16 protein-coding genes are annotated in these 21,305 nt (G+C 33.5%); 12 read left to right on the top strand and 4 right to left on the bottom strand.

Translation table 11 applies throughout. The annotated features are described in order from the left end of the window. The first annotated feature begins 117 nt into the window (after positions 1 to 117). The gene (locus BUR17_RS05015; protein WP_074229243.1) at positions 118 to 2,001 is read left to right on the top strand and encodes a PEP/pyruvate-binding domain-containing protein; all 1,884 of its coding nucleotides are present in this window, start codon (positions 118 to 120) and stop codon (positions 1,999 to 2,001) included. Between the two features lie 148 nt (positions 2,002 to 2,149). Here the strand turns inward: BUR17_RS05015 and BUR17_RS05010 are convergent, their stop codons facing one another. From BUR17_RS05010 to BUR17_RS05000, 3 genes are all read right to left on the bottom strand, one after another. Continuing rightward, positions 2,150 to 2,707: a DUF4956 domain-containing protein gene (locus tag BUR17_RS05010; protein WP_074229242.1), complete on the bottom strand. Its 558-nt coding sequence runs from the start codon at positions 2,705 to 2,707 to the stop codon at positions 2,150 to 2,152. Between the two features lie 254 nt (positions 2,708 to 2,961). Further along, a complete protein-coding gene (locus BUR17_RS05005; protein WP_074229241.1) occupies positions 2,962 to 4,416 on the bottom strand; it encodes a sigma 54-interacting transcriptional regulator in 1,455 nt (484 codons plus the stop codon). Between the two features lie 159 nt (positions 4,417 to 4,575). Then, positions 4,576 to 5,718 (bottom strand): vWA domain-containing protein, encoded by a 1,143-nt coding sequence (locus BUR17_RS05000; RefSeq protein ID WP_074229240.1) that lies wholly within the window; start codon positions 5,716 to 5,718, stop codon positions 4,576 to 4,578. 1,347 nt (positions 5,719 to 7,065) lie between these two features. Between BUR17_RS05000 and BUR17_RS04995 the strand changes: the two genes are divergently transcribed. The 7 genes from BUR17_RS04995 (at position 7,066) to cls (ending at position 14,299) form a co-directional block, all read left to right on the top strand. Further along, positions 7,066 to 7,770 (top strand): class I SAM-dependent methyltransferase, encoded by a 705-nt coding sequence (locus BUR17_RS04995; protein WP_074229239.1) that lies wholly within the window; start codon positions 7,066 to 7,068, stop codon positions 7,768 to 7,770. Positions 7,771 to 7,986: 216 nt separating this feature from the next. Continuing rightward, a complete protein-coding gene (locus BUR17_RS04990; protein ID WP_074229238.1) occupies positions 7,987 to 8,538 on the top strand; it encodes a ferritin in 552 nt (183 codons plus the stop codon). 153 nt (positions 8,539 to 8,691) lie between these two features. Beyond that, on the top strand, positions 8,692 to 9,783 hold the full coding sequence (ychF, locus tag BUR17_RS04985; protein ID WP_074229237.1) for a redox-regulated ATPase YchF: 1,092 nt from the start codon (positions 8,692 to 8,694) through the stop codon (positions 9,781 to 9,783). 91 nt (positions 9,784 to 9,874) lie between these two features. Then, positions 9,875 to 10,918 carry a hypothetical protein gene (locus tag BUR17_RS04980; protein WP_074229236.1) on the top strand — a complete coding sequence of 348 codons (1,044 nt, stop codon included), beginning with the start codon at positions 9,875 to 9,877 and terminating at the stop codon, positions 10,916 to 10,918. Between the two features lie 44 nt (positions 10,919 to 10,962). Continuing rightward, positions 10,963 to 11,901, top strand: coding sequence for a helix-turn-helix domain-containing protein (locus BUR17_RS04975; protein ID WP_074229235.1), 939 nt, complete (start codon positions 10,963 to 10,965; stop codon positions 11,899 to 11,901). 84 nt (positions 11,902 to 11,985) lie between these two features. Continuing rightward, on the top strand, positions 11,986 to 12,750 hold the full coding sequence (locus tag BUR17_RS04970; protein WP_074229234.1) for an SDR family NAD(P)-dependent oxidoreductase: 765 nt from the start codon (positions 11,986 to 11,988) through the stop codon (positions 12,748 to 12,750). Between the two features lie 79 nt (positions 12,751 to 12,829). Next, complete coding sequence (cls, locus tag BUR17_RS04965; protein WP_084550408.1) at positions 12,830 to 14,299, top strand: cardiolipin synthase; 1,470 nt, start codon at positions 12,830 to 12,832, stop codon at positions 14,297 to 14,299. Positions 14,300 to 14,317: 18 nt separating this feature from the next. Here the strand turns inward: cls and BUR17_RS04960 are convergent, their stop codons facing one another. Further along, positions 14,318 to 15,466 (bottom strand): methionine aminotransferase, encoded by a 1,149-nt coding sequence (locus BUR17_RS04960; protein WP_074229233.1) that lies wholly within the window; start codon positions 15,464 to 15,466, stop codon positions 14,318 to 14,320. A 175-nt stretch (positions 15,467 to 15,641) separates the two neighbouring features. Here BUR17_RS04960 and BUR17_RS04955 point away from each other — a divergent pair, with 175 nt between their 5' ends. From BUR17_RS04955 to BUR17_RS04940, 4 genes are read left to right on the top strand one after another with little or no spacing between them, the layout of a single operon-like run. Next, complete coding sequence (locus BUR17_RS04955; protein WP_074229232.1) at positions 15,642 to 17,525, top strand: DNA topoisomerase IV subunit B; 1,884 nt, start codon at positions 15,642 to 15,644, stop codon at positions 17,523 to 17,525. 40 nt (positions 17,526 to 17,565) lie between these two features. Further along, positions 17,566 to 18,051 carry a hypothetical protein gene (locus BUR17_RS04950; protein WP_074229231.1) on the top strand — a complete coding sequence of 162 codons (486 nt, stop codon included), beginning with the start codon at positions 17,566 to 17,568 and terminating at the stop codon, positions 18,049 to 18,051. Beyond that, positions 18,051 to 20,636 carry a DNA gyrase/topoisomerase IV subunit A gene (locus BUR17_RS04945; RefSeq protein WP_185116683.1) on the top strand — a complete coding sequence of 862 codons (2,586 nt, stop codon included), beginning with the start codon at positions 18,051 to 18,053 and terminating at the stop codon, positions 20,634 to 20,636. The genes BUR17_RS04950 and BUR17_RS04945 overlap by 1 nt, the downstream gene beginning before the upstream one ends. Beyond that, positions 20,633 to 21,286 (top strand): rhomboid family intramembrane serine protease, encoded by a 654-nt coding sequence (locus BUR17_RS04940; RefSeq protein ID WP_074229230.1) that lies wholly within the window; start codon positions 20,633 to 20,635, stop codon positions 21,284 to 21,286. Before BUR17_RS04945 ends, BUR17_RS04940 begins: the two co-directional genes overlap by 4 nt. The last annotated feature ends 19 nt before the right edge of the window (positions 21,287 to 21,305 follow it).

Raw genomic sequence — 21,305 nt, 5'->3', positions numbered from 1 at the left:
CTCCCTTTGGTCGAATCCACCCCTCCAAAGGAGGGGAATTCAAAATGTTACCAAATTTATTACTATTTGTCACATTCAGGATATTTTCTACATTTGTGAGGTAATCTTCACAAAGACATGAAAAATATTTTATTATTCTTATTTCTCACTTTCTCACTTTTATCGTATTCACAGGATAATTATGTGCATTCTATAACCAAGAAACAGCAGTTTCTCAATCTTTCCGGAAAACCGTTGACCGATAAGTTTACCAATATGAAGTCTGTAAAAGTGGTTTATGATTACGGTGCGAAAAAATTATATTTCTTTAACAGTACAAGATATACCTATCATTATGATTTCTGCTCGCAGGTTTTGGGATTTAGCCAGGAAATCGGAGAGTTTAACAAAGAATCTTACAATCCGACCAACAAGAGAACCTATCTTCTTGCGAATATCAATTATTTGGAAGATTCTGATGACTGGGTGATGGAACTGGCAGCTTCTGATGAGATGAATGCAGGTTTGATCAATTTCTTTTTTAATGAGGTCAATAAAAATGTGTTTTTCAAAGATAAGTTGAAGTTTTATTTGAATTCTCCCCATGTAATAGGTTTAAATTCAAAAAAAGCATTAAAAATACCAACAGTTTTCTCAGATTTTATTTTTAAAAGAATTACAGAACAGTCGATTGAGAATGCTTCTAATGTGGGAATTTTGAAAAAATATGATTTGCAGAAAAAACAAGATTTCAATCCTAAATCTGATGAAATTATCATCATTAATACAACTCCGGAATTTATTCCAACAGTTCGTGGAATTATTATTACCGAGCTTCAGACTCCTTTAAGCCATTTGGTTTTACTGGCGAAAAATAGAAATATTCCGGTGTATGTTGATACGAAAGTTTGGGATAAACAATCTGTCAATAACCTTTTAGGTAAGAAAGTGGAGTTGATAACCAAAGAAAATTCATATTCATTAAAAGCTTCACAAAAACCAATTCCAGCTAAAAAAGCAGTAAAAGAAATTATTCTGAAGAAAGATCTTTCGGTTACCAATTTGGTCGATTTAGAAACAACAACGCCTTTAAATATTGTCAATTCTATCGGTTCAAAAGCTACAAATCTTGGACTTTTAAAACAGATTCAAAAAGAATTAAAGTCGTATAAAACTCCGGAATACGCTTTTGCAATTCCATTTTATTATTTTGATCAGCATATTAAGGATAATCATTTTCAGGATAAAATCAATGCATTGTACGCGATTCCGAAAGATTCTGTAAAACTGTTGGAGAAAGAACTAAAAGCATTCAGAAAAACGGTAAAAAACTCAAAAGTGGATCCTGAACTTTTGAAGAAAATTGAAGAAAAGCTCAATGCACAAAGTGATTTTAAAAACTTCAGATTCCGTTCTTCAACCAATGCTGAAGATATGGAAGGCTTCAACGGAGCTGGATTATACGATTCTAAAACCGCAATCATCGGAGATTCTGCAAAAACTGTTGAGAAAGCTATTCTGGATGTATGGTCGAGTTTTTGGAATTTCCGTGCGTTTCAGGAGCGCGATTTGTTTGGGATCGATCATGAAAGCTGTGCAATGGGAGTTTTGGTACACCGTTCTTTTCCAGACGAAAAAGCCAACGGAGTTTTGGTCACAAGAAATTTGTACCGTGATCAATATGCAGGAATTACCGTAAATGTTCAATTAGGTGAAGAGTCTGTAGTAAAACCTGAGCCAGGTGTAACTTGCGATGAATTTTACTGTCACAATTTCAATTATTTAGGTTCGTTTGTGGTTGATTATCGTTCTACATCAAGCCTAAACAGTGGAAAACCGATTCTTACAGAAACAGAAATTAAAAAGTTATTTGATATTTCTCCTGTGTTAGAACGAAAATTATATCTTCTTTGGCAGAAACGAAAAATGACCAAGAGAAGCTATCCTTTAGATATTGAATTCAAATATTTAGGGGATGAAAAGCAATTGTACATTAAGCAGGCAAGAGCTTATATGGATTGAGTTTTCTCTCGCAGATTGAGCTAATTTCGCAGATCATTAAATTAAAAATCTGCTTAATTTCCTAAATCTGCGAGAAATTTAATTCTGCTATTTTTCAAAAAGAATGTCATTTCTACGTAGGAGAAATCTAAAAAGATTAATGTAATTATTAATGAGAAACCTTTAAAATCACAATATTATCATTCAGATTAATACTTTTAATGTTATAGCTGAAATTTTTCAATTTTGTTTTTTCGGTTAAAACTCTTTTGCGTTCTGTTTCTTCCAATTGAAGAAAATCTAATGAGGAAATAACTTCAATCGAGTTTTTTTCAGAAACGATAGGTGATTTTTTTTCGAAATAATTTAAGATCAAATAAATTACAACAATCGAAATGTTGATCCCTAAGAGAATTTCAAGATTTTTAATGGGCAAAAGTCCGTCTAATAGCGAAAGTGTGATGGAGACAAATAGAAAAACAATGGTCTGAATGGTAAAAGTTTCCGTTCTGAAACGCAGGATCGAGAAGATGGCAAAAAGACCAAAACCCACTCCGAGACTATATTCCGCTTTGGTAAAAACCAAACACATAAAAAATGTACAAACGCTAATTAATCCCAAAAGAGGGTGCAGTCTGATGTTACGGTTTCTATTTGAAAAATAATAAAGAGTAAAGATCGATATACAAAGTATCGCTAAACGTTCAAAAAGTTCCTGTAGTTCCAAAATTGTGCTTTAATTTCTGACAAATATACAATTTAGAATGAATGGTTTTTAGAAAAAATAAAATTCGTTAGTTCGAGTGTTTTTCCATAGCAAAGAGAAGGAAAAATATATCGAGAACTCTTTTATGATGCCTGTTCTCGATACAAAATTCTTTCAGAATTTCTACTCGAACTGACGTGTACCTAAAAACAAAAAAAGGGAAGCATAAATCTCAAGACTTACGCTTCCTCTATGTCATTATTATTGTTTCAAAATTAATTTCTGAACAATTGTCTTACATCTGCAGAATCAAAAGTATAAGTTGCACTGTTTTCAGACTTATCTAATTTTTTACTGATGGTTAAAGCCCAAAGAACTAATTCTTTGCAGAAGTTTTTGTCTTCTTTGCTAAATTCTGAAGCATTTTCTTCAACAACGGTGGTTAAAGGTGCAATGCTGTTAAATTTATTATAAAATTCTTCATCGGTATCGGTATAATTTAATTCCAAATGATTTTTGTTGAACCATTTAATCAAATCGGTGTACGGAGTTTTGATGCCTTCTTTTTCTAGTTTTGAAATGCGGGGAAAAATACTTTCAAACTGAATCATCACCGCTTTGTCAATCAGAATTTTTGCAACATAATCAGCGCCTTCCTGTTCTCCTTCGTAAACCAATTCAATCTTTCCGGTAATTGATGGAATGATCGATATGAAATCAAGCAGACGAACGGTAGTTTTATCGGTTCCGGTTTCTATTAATCGTAATTTTGCTGCTGCGACCAAGTTTTCCATTGCACTGATCGTCAAACGGGCACTTACACCACTTTTCGCATCAACATATTCGCTGTCACGGGCTGCAAAAGCCACTTCTTCCAATAGGTTTTTTGCTAAATCAGGAATCTGAATCTGTGCTTTATCTTCTGCAGAAACCTGAGCTTCCTGTTCGGTAATCTGTTTTGCTAAAGCAATGGTTTTTGGGTAATGTGTGAAAATTTGAGATCCGATTCTGTCTTTCAACGGAGTTACAATGCTTCCACGATTGGTATAATCTTCTGGATTTGCCGTAAACACAAACTGAATATCCAAAGGCATTCTCAACTGAAATCCACGAATCTGAATGTCACCTTCCTGCAAAATGTTAAATAGAGAAACCTGAATTCTAGCCTGTAAATCGGGCAATTCATTTAAAACAAAAATCGAACGATTCGCTCTTGGGATCATTCCATAATGTAGAACACGCTCGTCGGAATAAGGAAGCTTTAAAGTTGCTGCTTTAATAGGATCAATATCGCCAATTAAGTCGGCAACATTTACATCGGGAGTTGCCAGTTTTTCAAAGAAACGATTTGAACGGTGAACCCACGAAATTGGAGTTTCATCACCCAATTCAGCAATTAAATCTCTCGCAAATTTTGAAATCGGCTGAAACGGACTATCATTAATTTCAGAACCTTTTACGATTGGCATATATTCATCCAAAAGATTGACAATGCTTCTTGCAATTCTGGTTTTTGCCTGTCCTCGTAAACCTAATAAATTGATATGATGTCCCGCTAAAATTGCCTTTTTCAATTGTGGAACTACAGAATCTTCATAGCCCCAAAGTCCTTCAAAAACGGGTTCTTTTGCTTTGATCTTTGCAATTAAATTCGCCTGAATTTCTTGGCTGATGGTTTTATCGGTATATCCTGATTTTTTTAATTCTTTGAATGTTGTATCGTTTTTCATTTTTTGTAATGATGTTGTTATTAATGGTTGGGTGTTGGATGATTGAAGCTGGAGGTTAAGCTAATTAAGAAATCAAACAATGACTTTACTATAAAAATTTGCCAAATATTGATTTGTAAACTTTATAGACACCCAACATCCAGCTTCCTACATCCAACTTTATATTCTCTTAATCCTATTCTTCTCGTAATCCTCAAAAATCATTTGTCCTAAACCTGAAAGTCCTGTAAGAAAAGCTTTTCCTTTATTTTGAGCGGTAAAAGCATTAACAAACTGACGAAGATAAGGATCTTGGGCAATCATAAAAGTTGTAATTGGGATTTTCAATTTTCTGGCTTGTGCAGCTTTATTGAGACATTCCGTTACAATTTTCTGGTCTAAACCTACACTGTTCATGTAATATTCACCGGTTGGAAGTTTCAGGCAACTCGGTTTTCCGTCGGTGATCATGAAGATCTGTTTGTTGGTATTTCTTTTTCTGCGAAGAATATCCATAGCCAATTCTAATCCTGCAACGGTATTGGTATGATACGGACCGACCTGCAAATAAGGAAGATCTTTGATTTTTATCGGCCAAGCTTCGTTTCCGAAAACGATAATATCGATGGAATCTTTGGGATATTTTCTTTTGATCAATTCTACCAAAGCCATTGCAACTTTTTTGGCAGGTGTAATCCTGTCTTCACCATACAAAATCATCGAGTGACTGATATCGATCATTAAAACCGTACTCATTTGAGCTTTATGTTTGGTTTCTTCTACGATGAGGTCGTCTTCGGTCATTCGCAAATCTGAAATTCCGTTGTTGATCTGTGCGTTTTTCAAGCTTTCAGTCATATTGACGGTAGAAAGATCGTCGCCGTATTGAAAATTTCGGTTTTCGCCATCGCGCTCGTCACCGACTCCAGATTTGTTGGTTCTGTGATTTCCGATTCCGCTTTTTTTGAGTTTGCCAAAAATTTGATCTAAAGCATATTCTCGTAAAGCGGCTTCCAGTTTGGCTGTAAGAATATTTTTACCTTTCCCGGTTCCTGAATTTCCATCTTCGGAATCGTCTTCTTTTTTGATGTAACCTCGCTTTCTTAAATCTTCTTCAAAATCCTCAAGCGTATACTCGTCGGTGAAAATATCATACTCTTTGTCGAGCATATCGAGCCATTCAAAAGCCTCCTCGATATCTCCTGAAGTGTGGGTCAATAAATCTTTGAACACATCAAAAACTCGGTCAAAATGTGAAATGTCTTCCGGAATATGTTTGCTGAAAGTAAATCCCTGTTGAAAATTTAAATGTTTATCTGTCATGAGATGAATCTCGTTTTTAGAAAAGACAAGTTAGGGAAATATTGTAAGAAGAAATGCAGTTGAAAATAGAAAATGTGGATAATTCCGATAGTCACAGATAATTTAATTCAATATTTTTTTTGTTTTAAATTCTATTAAATTGATATTGGTTGGTAATTGGTAACTTGTTTTTTCTTTGATTCCCATCAAATAGTGTAAGTTTATTTTGCTTTAATACGTATTTTCTAAAAAATTGAAATGAAAATTCAATAGTCTCAAATTTTTGCAAGAAAAATAATGTGAGATTAAAAACTGATTTTGGGTGTTTATAGACAGTGCTTTTGCGAGTGGAACTTATTCGAATTAATATTGGACTTTTAATGCTAATAAAGATTGTGAAGCTTAAATTCAAGAAACTATATATAAACAGTACTTGACAAACAGGAGAAGCTATTATTTAATCAAACCTGATGATTCTGATAGAAAAAATTAACATACTCCTGAAGTACTATGGTTGTTGATATTACAGGAAACAGTAATACAACTATGCCTGTTAATTCAAAAATAAATTGTAATTATAAAAATAAATTGTAATTTTGATACAACAAAACGGAACAAAAAAACCACCTTCCGGTGTTCTGAATGTTAAAAAAAATGAATCCCTCTCAGCAAAATTGCAACAAATTCGGCGCTGATTGAAAATTCAAAATCGAAATGTTTATTTTTAAATTTCCATTTCATAGATTTCAAATTTAAATTAATATTTGTTCTAGTTTAAGCTAAAAAATTGCTAGACCTCGACCGTCTAGCTTTTTTATGTTCCTTAAAACTTATGTAAAGTTACAAAATGGATTGTGTAGTTACTATAGGTAAAGACTAATTACCTAAGTTTTAACCTTGAAAGTTTTCCACATTTGCATAGAACTCCCTTCACCATTGATTTACAAGTATTTATGTGATAAAAATAACACTATTGCGTAATAAACTATTAAACATTAATAAGTAATTGGTGTTTAATAGCTTGATATTTAACCTATTAAATCTTAAACAATTATTTGTTAAAAAATAACAAAATCGGACATAAATACTAATGTACACAGTACTTTGACAATAAATGTTAGTTATTTTATTTCTCAATTACAATGTGAATAATTCAAGAGTTATGAAAAACCTTAATTATCTAGACTCAACTAATATCTTCGGATAGAAAATTTCCCCTTATTATCCCACAAAACAATCCTGATGCTTTAAGAGGGTTGGAGTCATCACAATTGACTTATTACTAAAATAACGAATAATTAGTTTAAATCTAAATATAGCTTTAAATTGATATTACTAAATCTTATCTTTGCATCCATAATTACCACTATGAAAGACTTAATGGGACGTGCAATCTGGGATTATTTTCACAATGAAAATCCTGAGGATTTGCAGACTGAAACTTCAATTTCCGAACTCGATGAACTTCCGGTAGACTATCTTTTCAGAGATTTTGAAGGGATGAATAAAATTGAAAAGAAAGCTTTAAAACTAGCTGACGGAAAAGTTTTAGATATCGGAGCTGGAGCAGGTTCACATTCGTTGTATCTTCAAAATGAAAGAAATTTAGAGATTACTGCTTTAGATATTTCGCCAAAATCAATTGAGGTTTGTCAATCAAGGGGAATTCAAAAGGCGGTTGCTCAGAATATGCTTGAGTTTTCGGGAGAAACTTTTGACACGATTCTTTTGTTAATGAATGGAACCGGAATTTTTCAAAGCTTGAAAGTAATTGATATTTATCTTAAAAAGCTTCATTCTTTATTAAATAAAAACGGACAAATTTTAATTGACAGCACCGATATTCTGTATATGTTCGATGCGGATGAAGACGGTGGAGTTTACATTCCTGCAGAAGGATATTATGGTGAATTGGATTATATTGTTCATTACAAAGGGGAGTCTGAAGATCCTATCAAATGGCTGTATCTTGATTTTAATACCTTAAAAAATGCTGCTGAAAATAACGGTTTTAAAATAGAAAAAGTTATTCAGGATGAAGATTCTTATCTGGCAAAACTGACGAAGAAATAATTTGATTTTTTAAAATTATAAGTCTTTATTATTACAATAAATTGAAAGTCAATTCCGATAGGTTTTGGCTTTTTATTTTAGATTAAATCCAAATTATATTTTTAATCAATTGATTTGTAGTTGATTGTGTTGTTGTCTTTGTCAAAAATAAAGAAAGGGACTTTCCACGGAATCATTTTTGTATTTATAATTATAATCACACTAAAATATACAATTATGAATACCAACAGACTTTCACCTGCGCTGGAAAAAGCATTGAGTGACCAGATGAATAAAGAAATTCACGCTTCACACACATTTTTATCGTACGGAATTTGGGCAGATGACAAAGGTTATCAGGGAATTGCCAATTTTTTATACCGTCATTCGCAGGAGGAGAGAAATCATTCCATAAAATTTATGGAGTACGTTTTAAACAGAGGGGGAAAACCAAAAGTGGATGCAATTCCGGCTCCGCCTGCAGATCCGGAAACTTTATCGGCTTGTTTCGATGGTGTTTTTAAACATGAAGTAGACAATACAACCTCTATTTACAGGCTTGTAGATTTGGCTTTGGAAGAAAAAGACTGGGCAACATGGAACTTTATGCAATGGTTTGTTCAGGAACAGATCGAAGAAGAAACTTTAGCTTCCAATTTAATAGATAAATTAAAAATTGCCGGTGGCGATAGAGCTACAGACGAATCATTATTCAACTTAGACAGCGCAATGGCATCTGCTCCAAATGATGTTCCGCTGGCTCAGGAAGCAACAGGGAATAATCCATAAATGCAAATAGCAAAAAAAAATATTTCTGAAGATCCGTCAAATTATTGGCGGATTTTTTATTATGAATTTCACCGTAAAATCACTATATTTGCACGCTGAAAGTGAAAGGTAATATCACCTGCACTTTAAACCTTAAACTTTGAATCTAACGTTATGAAATGTGGAATCGTAGGCTTACCGAATGTAGGTAAATCAACTCTTTTTAACTGCTTAAGCAATGCTAAAGCACAGTCTGCCAATTATCCTTTCTGTACTATCGAGCCGAACTTAGGAACGGTTTCTGTACCGGATCAGAGATTATTTGAGCTTGAAAAACTGGTAAACCCTGAAAGAGTTTTGCCTGCTGTTGTAGAGATCGTAGATATTGCTGGTCTTGTAAAAGGAGCGAGTAAAGGAGAAGGTTTAGGAAACCAATTCTTGGCAAACATTCGTGAGTGTGAAGCGATTATTCATGTTTTAAGATGTTTTGATAACGGAAATATTATCCACGTTGAAGGTTCTGTAGATCCTTTGAGAGATAAAGAAATTATCGATATCGAGCTTCAGTTAAAAGATATGGAAACAGTGGGTAAAGCTGTTGACAAAGCAAAGAAGTTTATTAAATCTGGTAAGAAAGAAGATCTATTGACATACGAGACACTTCAAAATCTTCAGAAACATCTTGAAGACGGTAGAAATGCAAGAGAATTTGCGATGGATGATTTTGCAAAATCAATCATTGGTGAAGTTCAGCTTTTGACCAATAAACCGGTTCTTTACGTTTGTAATGTAGATGAAAATTCAATTAAAAACGGAAACGAGTGGATCGCAAAAATTGATGAAATGGCGAAAAGCGAAGGTGCTGAAACAGTAGTTTTGGCAGCTCAGATCGAAGCTGATATCAATGAACTTGAAACTTTCGAAGAAAGAGAAATTTTCTTGGAAGAATTAGGTCTTACAGAACCTGGAGTAAACCGTTTGATCAGAAAAGCTTACGATTTATTAAAGCTTCAGACGTATTTTACAGCAGGTGTAAAAGAAGTAAGAGCTTGGACAATCGGACAAGGTTGGACTGCTCCTCAAGCTGCAGGAGTAATTCACACAGATTTCGAAAAAGGTTTTATCCGTGCGGAAGTAATCAGATACAATGATTATGTAACGTATGGCTCTGAAGCAAAAGTAAAAGAAGCTGGAAAGCTTTCTGTAGAAGGTAAAGAATACATCGTTCAGGACGGTGATGTAATGCACTTCAGATTTAATGTTTAAAAATATTAAAAGTTAGTTATATAGTATTTTAAAATACGCTTCCATGAATTTGGGAGCGTTTTTTTACTATTTTTAGAGAAAATTAATAATCTTGAAATATCTAGTCTTTTTACTGTTCGTTTTTTCATGTTCTAAAAATGAAGAACAGACCAATTGTTTTAATGATAGATCTGAAACACTGAATCCTGAAGAGAAAATACCACAAACTGTTACAGGCATTCTTGCTCACAAACCTGAATATCTTCAAATTGTTGATTTAAAAAACTTTAGAACATTTAAAGAAGATAGTATTTATGAACATGACTTTAGGATACAGGCTTCTGAAATTCAAAAATACAATAAAGATTTCGGCATTTTTGATTATAAATTTGAACGTCAGTTTATATGCTTTGCAAAACAGGAAGTTGGGGATACTTTGTATTCTTTGGCAAAAAATGATGCAGGTTATTGGCTGCTGAAAATTCAAAACCGTATTCCTTATGCGTATTTTCTGGGTCTAAGTTTTAATCAGTATTACATTAATATTATTCAGGAAAAGCCTATTATTCAGGATGGATTTCTGCAAATGGAGGGAAGTTTTGCTGAAAAAATCAAGAAACATTATTCTTCGGCAATTGAAGACGGAAAGTTGTTTAAAATAGAATTAGAAGATTTAATAAAAGATACCGATAAGGATGGGTATAATGATATTTTTGAGCGTAGTTTTGGCTTAAATCCAAATAATAAAGATTCGGATGGCGATGGATTAAATGATCTTGATGATATGAATCCTTTGTATAAATCTGAGAAAAATAAATTTTCAGAACTTTATCAGCGTGCTCTTCCGGTTCCTTTTTCAGAAAGAAATTATAAAAAGCTGTATTACACAATCAATTTTTATAACAGCGACTGTAATTATTTTCATCAGGTTGATCCGTATATCAGAACGATATTTGTTTCTGAAGACAAGAAGAAAAAGACCGATTACCTTTCTGTTACTGACGTAATTAAGAATAAGATTATTAAAATTACCAAAAGCGATAAAAATCCAAATCTTTTCTGTGTTTATGAAGAAACAAAAAGCGGAGCATTAAGCTATTGTAAAGAGTTTAAAGACGGAAAATGGGAATCTATAAATGCAGGAGAATGTCTGTAGAATTATAAGTTCTTCTTATATTTGAATTATACAAATTCCGCATTATGGAAAAACTAGCTCATGCTTCTCTGGAAGATTTTTATCTTGAAATGACTAAAGGATTGGGAAAAGATATGGAAAGTATCTTTCCGAAAGGTCTTCACAAAGATATTGGTCATTTTAATGTATTTGATATTGCGCAGACCATCGCCAATATCAAAAAGACTTCTGAAATGCCTTATAACAGGAGAAAATATTATAAAATAAGTTTAATCAGAGGGAAAAACAGGGCAGAATATGCAGATAAAGTAATCTCAATAAAAAAGAATGCTTTGCTTTTTGCAACCCCGAAAGTTCCTTATCATTACGTACCTGAAGACGAGAATCAGTCTGGTAATTTCTGTGTTTTTACGGTTGATTTTTTTACTAAAAATTCTTCGAAAAATATTCTTGAAGATTTGCCATTATTTCAACCGGGTAGTATTCCTGTTTTTGAGATTGATGACGAGCTGGCTGATGAAATTGATTTGTTGTTTGGAAAAATCAAAAAAGAAATAGATTCTGACTATGAATTTAAATATGATTTGATCCGAAATTATGTTTCAGAACTGATTCATTACGGACAAAAGCTACAACCCGCAGAAAAAGTTGGAAATTCGCATAATGCAGCAGTGAGAGTGGTTTCTTTGTTTATCGAATTGTTGGAAAGACAGTTTCCGATTGAGTCTTCCAGTCAGCGAATTCAATTGAAAGTAGCTAAAGATTTTGCAGATCGATTGTCGATCCATGTGAATTATTTAAATAAAAATTTAAAGGAAAAAACCGGAAAGACAACCACAGAATTTATTGCTGATCGATTGATTCAGGAAGCTAAAATATTATTAAAACAAACCAGTTGGAATATTTCCGAAATTTCTTACGCTTTAGGTTTTGAAGAGGTGGCTCACTTTTCCAATTTTTTCAAACGTAAAACGTCATTTGCTCCAATGGAATTTCGTGCGTGATTTGAATTTTGCAAATTTCAGATTGATTGGAGTAAATAAATTCGTTTGAAATTGGCTCAACTTTGTACCAACAAAAGATCAAATATGAATAACAGAACAAAAATTGCCCTTGTAACAGGCGGAAGTAGAGGTTTAGGTAAAAACTCAGCTTTAAAAATTGCAGAAAAAGGATTGGATGTAATTATTACTTACAATTCTAATAAACAAGAAGCGGATAAAACCGTAGCTGAAATTCAGGCTTTGGGAAGAAAAGCAATTGCTTATCAATTGAATACAAAAGATGTGAGATCATTCGATGAATTCGTTAAAAAAGTAGGTGATCATTTAGAAGAAAATACGGGAAGCAGAAACATTGATTTTCTTATTAATAATGCCGGAACGGCTTTGTATATGCCGATTGCAGATGTTACAGAAGAGCAGTTGGATGATATGGTAAATATTCATTTTAAAGGAGTTTTCTTCCTTACTCAGAAATTTTTACCATTTATGAACGATAATGGCGGAATTATCAATCTTTCTTCAGGTTTGGCAAGATTTGCAATGCCCGGTTCATCGGTTTACGGTTCTATGAAAGCGGCAGTTGACCAATTAAGCAAATACATGGCGAAAGAATTAGGCGCAAGAAAAATTAAAGTCAATGCTGTTGCACCGGGAGCGATCGAAACCGATTTTGGTGGCGGAAGAACAAGAGATGATGAACATGTAAACGCTATGGTTGCTGGTAATACGGCTTTAGGAAGAGCTGGTTTGCCAGATGATATCGGTGGAGTAGTAGCTTTTTTATGCACCGATGATGCAGGTTGGATTACCGCACAAAGAATTGAAGTTTCCGGCGGAATGTTTTTTTAAAATAATAAGGAGTAGGCAATGTCTGCTCCTTTTTCTTATCTTTAATAGATGAAATGACATTAGATTCAGCGATAATTTTATGATGATTAAAGAGTTTTTAGACCAGTTTCCCTATATTTTAGTAGGTATTGAAGTTTTATACTTTGCAGGTGTATTTTTTCTTGCCGCTAAAATTATTATAGATACCAAGACCACGAGCAAAACGCTGGCTTACCTTATGCTGATTGTTTTTCTCCCTTTCGTAGGGATCATTATCTACTTTGTATTTGGGGTAAACTACCGAAAGAATAAATTTTATACGTTTAAAATTGAAGGGAATGAAGAAGTTTTTCAGAAGATTTTAAAGTTTGTTAAAGAAACTCATTATACAACACTAAACAGTCGGAAAGACGAGCTGAATCATTTTATAACCACCATAAATTTTCTTTATCATTCAGGATATTCTCCTTTAACACAGGAAAATGAAGTAGAAATATTGGTGAATGGAGAAGAAAAGTTTTCTAAAGTTTTTGAAGTCATCCAAAAGGCAAAACATCATATCCATTTAGAATATTATATTTATGAAAATGATGATATTGGAAATAAACTAGCTGATCTTTTGGTGCTAAAAGCAAAGGAAGGAGTAGTCGTTCGCTTTCTGTATGATGACATGGGAAGCGGAAAAATAGGAAAAAAACTTTTAAACAGATTAAAGGAAGCAGGCGTTGAAGTCTCTCCGGTGAATAAAATTACTTTTAGAATTTTTGCCAACAGAGTAAATTATCGTGATCACAGGAAAATTATTATCGTAGACGGAAAAGAAGTTTTCACGGGTGGTATCAATGTTTCAGATAAGTATATTAATCCCAATTCCAAACAATATTGGCGAGATATTCATTTGTATATTAAAGGGAATGGCGCTTTTTATTTTCAGTTTTTATTTTTAAGTAACTGGACTTTTGCTACTGAAAAAATTCCCAAATTATCGCAGGAATATTTCGAATATGAAAATTTAGGTTCGGAAAATAAAATCGTACAGGTTGCAGCAAGCGGTCCCGATACAAAACCTTCTATCATGCTGAGTACAACCTCGGCTATTCTTTCTGCTAAAGAAAAAGTGTATATTGTGACGCCTTATTTTATTCCGGTGGAAACTGTTCTGAATGCGATAAAGCAAGTAGCTCTTTCCGGGCTGGATGTGAGATTAATGGTTCCGAGATCAGGAGATTCTGTGATTGTGAACGCTGCTGCTTACTCTTATTATGAAGAATTGTTAGAAAATAATGTCAGGATTTTCTTTTACAAAAAAGGGTTTATTCATGCTAAAACAATGGTGATAGATGATAATTTCTCTTGTGTAGGAACGGCAAATATGGATGTTCGCAGTCAGGAGCTTAATTTTGAAGTAAATACCCTTGTGTTTGATAAAGAGGTTAATCAGAAACTACAAAATATATTTCTCAGCGATATGGATGATTGTGACGAGATTATATTAAATGAATGGAAAAAACGACCAAAGCATAAAGTTTTCTTTGAACATTTAGCGAGATTGCTTTCTCCACTTATCTGATTTAAATAGAATTTGAAATTAAATTTTAGCTAGATTTTCAATCGCCCTTTCTAGGGTTTCATTCTTCTTTGCAAAACACAGTCTGATCACATTTTCATTTAATTTATCCTTGTAAAAAGCCGAAAACGGAATACTTGCCACTTTATGATTGATCGTTAATTCTGTTGCGAAATCAAAATCATTTTTATCTGAAATTTTGTCGTATTTCAAAGCCTGAAAATACGTTCCTTCACAATCGAGAAGTTCGAATGAAGTTTGGGCTAAACCCTGTCTCAGAAAATCTCTTTTTTCCTGAAAAAACTGATTCAGTTGATTGTAATGTTCATCATTTTTCATGTATTCTCCCAAAGCCATCTGAAGTGGCGTATTTACGCAGAAAACATTGAACTGATGTACTTTTCTGAATTCATCGGTCAAAGCTTTTGGAGCAGCACAATATCCAATTTTCCAACCTGTGATATGGAATAATTTTCCGAAAGAGGCTACTAAAATACTTCTTTCTTTGAGTTCGGGATATTTACAAATGCTTAAATGTTTGTTTCCGTCAAAAACAATATTTTCATACACTTCATCACTCAAAATTAAAATATTAGTGTCTTGTACAATTTTTATTAATTCCTGAATATCATTTTCTTTTAAAATTTTGCCTGAAGGATTGTTTGGGTTATTCAGAATAATCATTTTTGTTTTTTCTGAAACTAAATTTTTCACAACATTCCAATCGATTTCGTAATCCGGAGCTTTCATTTGAAAACGTTTTACAACACCTCCGAAAAGCTCTACGGTCGGTTCGTAACAATCATAAGCGGGTTCAAAAACAATCACTTCATCATTTTTCTGAATGAAAGTGGCAATCGCAGTGAAAATTGCCTGAGTTCCGCCTGCGGTAATCGTAATTTCAGTTTCGGGATGGTAAGTCGCTTGATGACTGTTCTCAATTTTTCTTGCAATTTCCTCTTTTAAACCAATAATTCCCCCTAAAGGAGCGTATTGATTAAACCCTTTTTTAATGAAATCATTTGCTAAATTCAGTAATGCTGAATCTGTTTCAAAATCGGGAAAACCTTGTGAAAGATTAATTGCCTGATGTTGATTGGCGAGTTGAGACATTTGGGTAAATATGGTGGTTCCTACGTTGGGAAGTTTCGAAGAAGGAAGTTGTATCATTTAAAAATTCTTTATGAATCTAAATTAAAGCAAATTTTCAAATATTTTAAATTAAATTTCAAGAAATATATGGTTGTAATATTAAAATTTAACTAAAAATATTAATAAATAGAAACCTAAAAATTCGGATATTTTTCGGCGTTTTTGTACTTTTGTATGTTTGCTGAAATAACATATGTCACAAGAAATACAACCTATCTATTCCGAAGATAATATCAGAACCCTCGATTGGCAGGAACATATTCGTTTGCGTCCCGGTATGTACATCGGGAAGCTTGGCGATGGCTCGTCTGCTGATGATGGTATTTATATTTTACTGAAAGAAATTCTGGATAACTCGATTGATGAATTCAGGATGAAATCCGGTAAAAGAATCGAAATAAAAGTTGATGACGGAAAAGTCACGATCCGTGATTTTGGGCGTGGAATTCCTTTGGGGAAAGTCGTCGATGCCGTTTCAAAAATGAATACCGGAGGTAAGTACGACAGCAAAGCCTTCAAAAAATCTGTAGGTTTGAACGGTGTCGGTACAAAAGCTGTAAACGCACTTTCAGATTATTTCCGTGTGCGCTCTTTCCGTGAAGGGAGAATGAAAATTGCAGAATTTTCTAGAGGTATAATAACTGAAGAACATGATGAGAAAGAAACTTCAGACAGAAACGGAACCGAGATTTCGTTCATTCCCGATGCAGATATTTTTCTTCATTTTAAATACAGAAAAGAGTATATCGAAAGAATGCTCCGCAATTATGCGTATCTGAATCCTGGATTGAAAATTCTTTTTAATGGTGAAACATTCTTTTCTGAAAACGGATTGAAAGATTTGCTTGAAGAAGAATTGGAAAGTGATACTTTGTATCCGATTGTACATTTGAAAGATAATGATATTGAAGTTGCGATTACCCATACTGATAAATCTCAGACGGAAACGTATTTTTCATTCGTTAACGGACAAAATACAACGCAGGGTGGAACGCATTTGAATGCTTTCCGTGAAGCGTATGTAAAAACGATCAGAGAATTTTTTAATAAAAGCTTTGACGCTTCTGATGTGCGAAAATCTATCGTTGCGGCGATTTCAATCAACGTTGAAGAGCCTGTTTTTGAATCTCAGACGAAAACAAAATTGGGTTCGAATGATATGGGACCAAACGGACCAACTGTTCGTACATTTATTATTGATTTCTTAAAAAGTAAATTAGATAATTTTTTACATAAAAATCCTGAAATTGCTGAAGCAATTCAAAGAAAAATCTTAATTTCCGAAAGAGAAAGAAAAGAACTTTCCGGAATTCAGAAACTGGCAAGAGAAAGAGCAAAAAAAGTATCTCTTCACAATAAAAAGCTTCGTGACTGCAGACAGCATTACAACGATCAAAAAGCCGAAAGAAAAGCGGAGACACAGATTTTTATCACCGAGGGAGATTCTGCATCAGGATCTATCACAAAATCGAGAGATGTTGAGACTCAGGCTGTGTTTTCATTAAAAGGTAAACCTTTGAACTGTTATGGTTTGACCAAAAAAGTGGTTTACGAAAATGAAGAATTCAACTTACTGCAGGCTGCTTTAAATATTGAAGAAAGTCTTGAGGATTTAAGATATAATCAGGTGATTATCGCAACCGATGCCGATGTCGACGGAATGCACATCAGACTTCTGATGATTACGTTTTTCCTTCAGTTTTTCCCGGATGTGATTAAAAACGGACATTTATTTATTCTTCAGACTCCGTTATTCAGAGTTAGAAATAAAAAAGAGACAAGATATTGTTATTCTGAGCAGGAAAGAGTAAAAGCTTTGAATGAATTGGGTAAAAACCCTGAAATTACCCGATTTAAAGGTTTGGGAGAGATTTCACCAGACGAATTCAAGCATTTTATTGGAAAAGATATTCGTTTAGAACCCGTAGTGATAGGAAAAGATCAAACAATTGATCAACTTCTGGAATTCTACATGGGAAAAAATACACCGGATCGACAGGTTTTCATTCTTGAAAATTTGGTAGTAGAAGATCAGGATATTAATAAAAAGGAGATTTTAGATGAAGTTGAACTTTAAGAAATAAAAAAAACACAAACAAAAAACGCAAAAATGCACGATGAGATTAAGTAACAGGAAAAAAGCACCTGTATATAATTTTTTCAATACCTTTTTATTGATAATGTTAGCTGCAGGAATTACAGGTTTTATTTTAAATGAAATGAGATTTAATATTTTGGACGGCAAAAGTTACCTTTTGATCATTATTCCATTAATATTATTGATTATTTTTCACCTGAATGGAAGACAGATTTTTGAATATGATAGTGATGGAGAAGCATTGCATTTCAAAAACAGAAATGTGATTCCGTTTTTAAATAGGCCACTAAGTGATGAATTCCCAAAATATAAGCTGATTAAATTTGAGATGGTCTCCATTTTCTTTTTAAAAAGACTTTATATAACGATTTCGAGTAAAAATAGTGGCTCGGCAATTCTAAAGTATGAAGTTTCTTATTTAACAAGAAAAGAAACCATTGATTTAAAAGCATCCCTCAATAAAGTAATAAAAGCGAATAAAGAGAAAGACATCAAGAATAAGTAATGATAGAAGACAACTCTCACGAAGGCGAAAGCTTAAAAAAAGTTTCAGGACTGTATAAAGACTGGTTTCTGGATTATGCATCTTATGTAATTTTAGACAGAGCGATTCCGTCTGTTTATGATGGTTTCAAACCCGTACAGCGTAGAATTATGCATTCTATGCGTGAATTAGAAGACGGACGTTATAATAAAGTAGCCAATATTGTTGGTAATACAATGAAATATCACCCTCACGGTGATGCCTCCATTACCGATGCAATGGTAGGAATCGGGCAAAGAGAATTGTTGATCGACACTCAGGGAAACTGGGGGAATATTTATACCGGAGATTCTGCTGCGGCGGCAAGATATATCGAAGCAAGGTTAACTCCTTTCGCTTTGGAAGTGGTTTTTAATCCCAAAACAACAGAATGGTCTAAATCTTATGACGGTAGAAATAACGAGCCGATAGATTTACCGGTAAAATTTCCTTTGCTTCTTGCACAGGGAGTTGAAGGAATCGGGGTTGGGCTTTCTACAAAAATTCTTCCACACAATTTTAATGAACTGATTAATGCTTCTATTGCTCACTTGAAAGGTAAGAAATTTGAAGTTTTTCCGGATTTTCTGACGGCAGGTTTTCTTGATGTTTCAGAATATAATGACGGTCACAGAGGTGGAAAAGTAAGAGCCAGAGCAAAGATTTCTCAGGTCGACAAGCATACTTTGATGATTTCTGAGCTTCCTTTTTCTAAAACAACAACAGACTTAATTGATTCTGTTTTAAAAGCCAACGAAAAAGGTAAAATTAAAATCAAAAAAATTGAAGATAATACTTCAGACAAAGTTGAAATTCTGGTTTACCTTCATAACGAAGTTTCGCCAGATAAAACGATTGATGCTTTGTATGCATTTACCGATTGTCAGGTTACGATTTCGCCGAATGCGTGTGTAATTGTTGGTGATAAACCAATGTTCCTGAACGTTTCGGAGATTTTAAGAATGAATACCGATCATACAGTTTCTTTATTAAAAAAAGAACTGGAAATCGAGCTTCATGAATTGCAGGAAAACTGGCATTTTTCATCATTAGAAAGAATTTTTATCGAAAACAGAATTTACCACGATATTGAAGAGGTGAAAAGTTGGGAAGAAGTTCTGAAAACAATTGATGCAGGTTTAAAACCTCACACTGCTCATCTTTTAAGAGAAGTTACTGAAGAAGATATTTTAAGATTAACTGAAATCAGAATTAAAAGAATTTCAAGATTCGATTTAGATAAGTTTAAAGAAAATATTGCTGCATTAGAGGGTAAAATAGAGCAGGTAAGATTCCACTTGGCGAATCTTATAGCCTATGCAATTGAGTATTACCAAAATATTCAGAAAAAATACGGAAAAGACAGAGAAAGAAAAACAGAATTAAGAATTTTTGATACTATTGATGCGACAAAAGTTGCCGTTGCCAACGAAAAATTCTATGCTAATTTTGAAGAAGGTTTCATTGGAACTTCTTTGAAAAAAGACCAATATCTGTTTGACTGTTCAGACATCGATGATATCATCACGTTCAGAAAAGATGGAAGCATGAAAGTTGTAAAAGTGGAAGCCAAAACTTTCATCGGAAAAGACATTCAGCACGTTGCCATCTGGAAAAAGAACGATAAACGCACGGTTTACAACATGATCTACCGTGAAGGCAGAGACGGACCTTATTACATGAAACGTTTTTCGGTAACTGCGGTTACAAGAAATACAGATTATGCTTTAGGTTCAGATAAAAGAGGCTCTGAAATGCTTTATTTTTCGGCAAATCCGAATGGTGAAGCAGAGGTTGTAACGGTTTTATTAAAACCAAACCCGAGAATCAGAAAAAATAAAATGGAAATTGATTTTTCTGAACTGGCAATTAAAGGAAGAGATTCTAAAGGAAATTTGGTGACCAAATATTCTGTAAAGAAAGTCGACCTGAAAGAAGAGGGCGTTTCTACTTTGGCGCCAAGAAAAATTTGGTTTGATGAAACGGTAAGAAGACTGAATGCAGATGTAAGAGGAACTTTATTGGGGAGTTTTAAAGGGGATGATAAAATCTTAATCATTAATGCTCAAGGTGAAGCGAAATTGGTGAGTTTCGATCTTGGAAACCGTTTTGATGATGAATATATCGTTCTTGAAAAATGGAGACCAAACCAGCCCATAACCTGTATTTATTACGACGGAGAAAAGGATATGTATTTCATCAAAAGATTCTTGCTTGAAAACAATACCAACCTGCAAACCTTTATGCCTTCGGAACATCCTAAATCTTTTATCGAAAGAATTATAGTTTCAAACAATACAACGGCGGAAATTATTTTCGCAAAAGATAAAGGGAAAGAACGCGATCCTGAAACCATAAATATCGATGAATTTATTGCTGTAAAAGGTATTAAAGCAATCGGAAATCAGTTTACAAAATTTAAGGTTAAAAATATCAACATCACAATTCCTGAGCTTGAAGAAGAGGAACCGGAAGTATACGAAGAACCAGATTTTACTTCATCAAACGATGATGGTGCAATCGGAAATTTGTTCGGAAGTGATGATAACGAAAATACTGCAGAATGAATATCATAATTTTAGTTATTGCTATTACTGCAATTATCAGTTTTATCGCATTTAATAATAAAGAGATATTTGAAAAATATAAATTCAATGTTGGAGCTATTCGACATAGAAAAGAATATGTCAGAATACTTTCTGCAGGATTTCTACATGCAGATATAATGCACTTATTGTTTAATATGATGACTTTATATTTCTTCGGTCCTGTAATTTTAGAAGGATTTGGAAATATAGGATTTCTTATTATTTATATTGGATCTATTCTTTTAGGAAATATTTTTTCATTATTTATTTACCAAAAACAGCCGTGGTATTCTGCAATTGGAGCGAGTGGCGGAGTTTCAGGTATTTTGTTTGCAGCGATTGCAATGATGCCCAATATCGGAATCTATTTCTTTTTTATTCCTATTCCGATTCCGGGATTTATTTTTGGACTTCTATATTTTGGATATTCTGTTTACATGATGCTAAATCCTAAACAGTGGGATAATTTAGGACATGCAGCGCATTTAGGCGGAGCGTTTTTCGGGTTGGTTTATGCTGTAATTGTTCAACCCCAAAGTGCAATTGAACATTCGATGTTTATCGGGATCATGTCACTTCCGCTCATTTATTTAAGTTATCAAGTTTTTGTTAAAAAAAATATTAAATAAAAAACACATTAAATAAAAA

It is taken from the genome of Chryseobacterium scophthalmum (genome assembly GCF_900143185.1).
GTDB lineage: Bacteria > Bacteroidota > Bacteroidia > Flavobacteriales > Weeksellaceae > Chryseobacterium > Chryseobacterium scophthalmum.
Note: the sequence above shows the minus strand (reverse complement) of the source record. Positions and strands in the feature narration are given on the sequence as shown.

What these genes read in the sequence shown, in the direction of transcription:
- BUR17_RS05015 (WP_074229243.1), top strand. Translation starts at nt 118, where the DNA reads ATGAAAAATATTTTATTATTCTTATTTCTCACTTTCTCACTTTTATCG.
- BUR17_RS05005 (WP_074229241.1), bottom strand. Translation starts at nt 4,416, where the DNA reads ATGAAAAACGATACAACATTCAAAGAATTAAAAAAATCAGGATATACC.
- BUR17_RS05000 (WP_074229240.1), bottom strand. Translation starts at nt 5,718, where the DNA reads ATGACAGATAAACATTTAAATTTTCAACAGGGATTTACTTTCAGCAAA.
- BUR17_RS04995 (WP_074229239.1), top strand. Translation starts at nt 7,066, where the DNA reads ATGAAAGACTTAATGGGACGTGCAATCTGGGATTATTTTCACAATGAA.
- BUR17_RS04990 (WP_074229238.1), top strand. Translation starts at nt 7,987, where the DNA reads ATGAATACCAACAGACTTTCACCTGCGCTGGAAAAAGCATTGAGTGAC.
- ychF (WP_074229237.1), top strand. Translation starts at nt 8,692, where the DNA reads ATGAAATGTGGAATCGTAGGCTTACCGAATGTAGGTAAATCAACTCTT.
- BUR17_RS04975 (WP_074229235.1), top strand. Translation starts at nt 10,963, where the DNA reads ATGGAAAAACTAGCTCATGCTTCTCTGGAAGATTTTTATCTTGAAATG.
- BUR17_RS04970 (WP_074229234.1), top strand. Translation starts at nt 11,986, where the DNA reads ATGAATAACAGAACAAAAATTGCCCTTGTAACAGGCGGAAGTAGAGGT.
- cls (WP_084550408.1), top strand. Translation starts at nt 12,830, where the DNA reads ATGATGATTAAAGAGTTTTTAGACCAGTTTCCCTATATTTTAGTAGGT.
- BUR17_RS04960 (WP_074229233.1), bottom strand. Translation starts at nt 15,466, where the DNA reads ATGATACAACTTCCTTCTTCGAAACTTCCCAACGTAGGAACCACCATA.
- BUR17_RS04955 (WP_074229232.1), top strand. Translation starts at nt 15,642, where the DNA reads ATGTCACAAGAAATACAACCTATCTATTCCGAAGATAATATCAGAACC.
- BUR17_RS04950 (WP_074229231.1), top strand. Translation starts at nt 17,566, where the DNA reads ATGAGATTAAGTAACAGGAAAAAAGCACCTGTATATAATTTTTTCAAT.
- BUR17_RS04945 (WP_185116683.1), top strand. Translation starts at nt 18,051, where the DNA reads ATGATAGAAGACAACTCTCACGAAGGCGAAAGCTTAAAAAAAGTTTCA.
- BUR17_RS04940 (WP_074229230.1), top strand. Translation starts at nt 20,633, where the DNA reads ATGAATATCATAATTTTAGTTATTGCTATTACTGCAATTATCAGTTTT.